Genomic DNA, 992 nt, shown 5'->3' with positions numbered 1-992 from the left:
GCCGTCGGGCAGCGGGGCCTCCCGGCCGTCGGCGACGTGCACGGTGACCGGCAGCTCCGCGACGGACCGGCGCACGAGATCGGCGCGGTGCTGGCTGGACTCGACCGCGTCGAGCGTCCCGCCCCGGGCGGCGACGAGCCCGCCCAGCAGCGACGCCTTTCCGCCCGGCCCGGCGCACAGGTCGAGCCAGCGACCGGTGTCCTCGCCCCGCAGCTCGGCCCGGGCGAGCGCGGCGGCGACGAGCTGGCTGCCCTCGTCCTGGACGATCGCGAGCCCCTCGGCGACGGCGTCGAGCTCGCCGACGTCGCCGCTGCCCGGTTCCAGGTGCACCCCGTAGGGCGAGTAGGGCGCCTGCTCGCCGCCGGTGGCGAGGGCCAGCTCCTCGGCGGTGATCTCGCCGGGCCGGGCGAGCAGGTGCACGCGCGGTCGGGTGTCGTCGGCGGCGAGGGCGGCGGTCAGCTCCTCACCGGTCCCGCCGAGCGCGTCGGCGAAGGCCTGCGCGATCCAGCGCGGGTGGGCGTGGCGCAGCGCGGCGTCGCCGACCGGGTCCTCGGCGGGGTCGGGGGCGAGGCGGTCGAGCCACTCGGCCTCGGTGTGCTCGCCGATGCGGCGCAGCACCGCGTTGACGAACCCGGCCGACTGCGAACCGTGATCGGACCGGACCAGCTCGACGCAGGTGGTGACGGCCGCGTGGTCGGGCACCCGGGTGCGCAGCAGCTGGTAGGCGCCCAGGCGCAGCGCGTCGAGCAGGGCGTGCTCGATCTTGGCCAGCGGGCGGTCGGTGCAGGCGTCGATGATCGTGTCGAGCAGGCCCTGGGCGCGCAGGGTGCCGTAGCCGAGCTCGGTCGCCAGGCCGGCGTCGCGGTCGCGCAGCCGGTGGCGGCGCAGGATGCCGGGCAGTGCGAGGTTGGCGTAGGCGTCGCGCTCGCGGACGGCGGTCAGCAGCTCGTAGGCCGCCTGCCGGGCGAGGTCGACGGCCGGGGGCCTGCCGG

General features: G+C 77.7%; 1 protein-coding gene. It reads right to left on the bottom strand.

What is annotated here, in order from left to right; genetic code table 11:
• Positions 1-992: transcription antitermination factor NusB (locus tag GTW08_RS06915; RefSeq protein WP_237453611.1), on the bottom strand; the 992-nt coding region annotated here is incomplete at both ends.

The sequence above is a fragment of the Pseudonocardia sp. SID8383 genome (assembly GCF_009864975.1).
In the GTDB taxonomy this organism is placed as follows: domain Bacteria; phylum Actinomycetota; class Actinomycetes; order Mycobacteriales; family Pseudonocardiaceae; genus Pseudonocardia; species Pseudonocardia alni.
The sequence above is the reverse complement of the archived record's forward strand: the minus strand, read 5'-3'. Positions and strand labels throughout refer to the sequence as shown.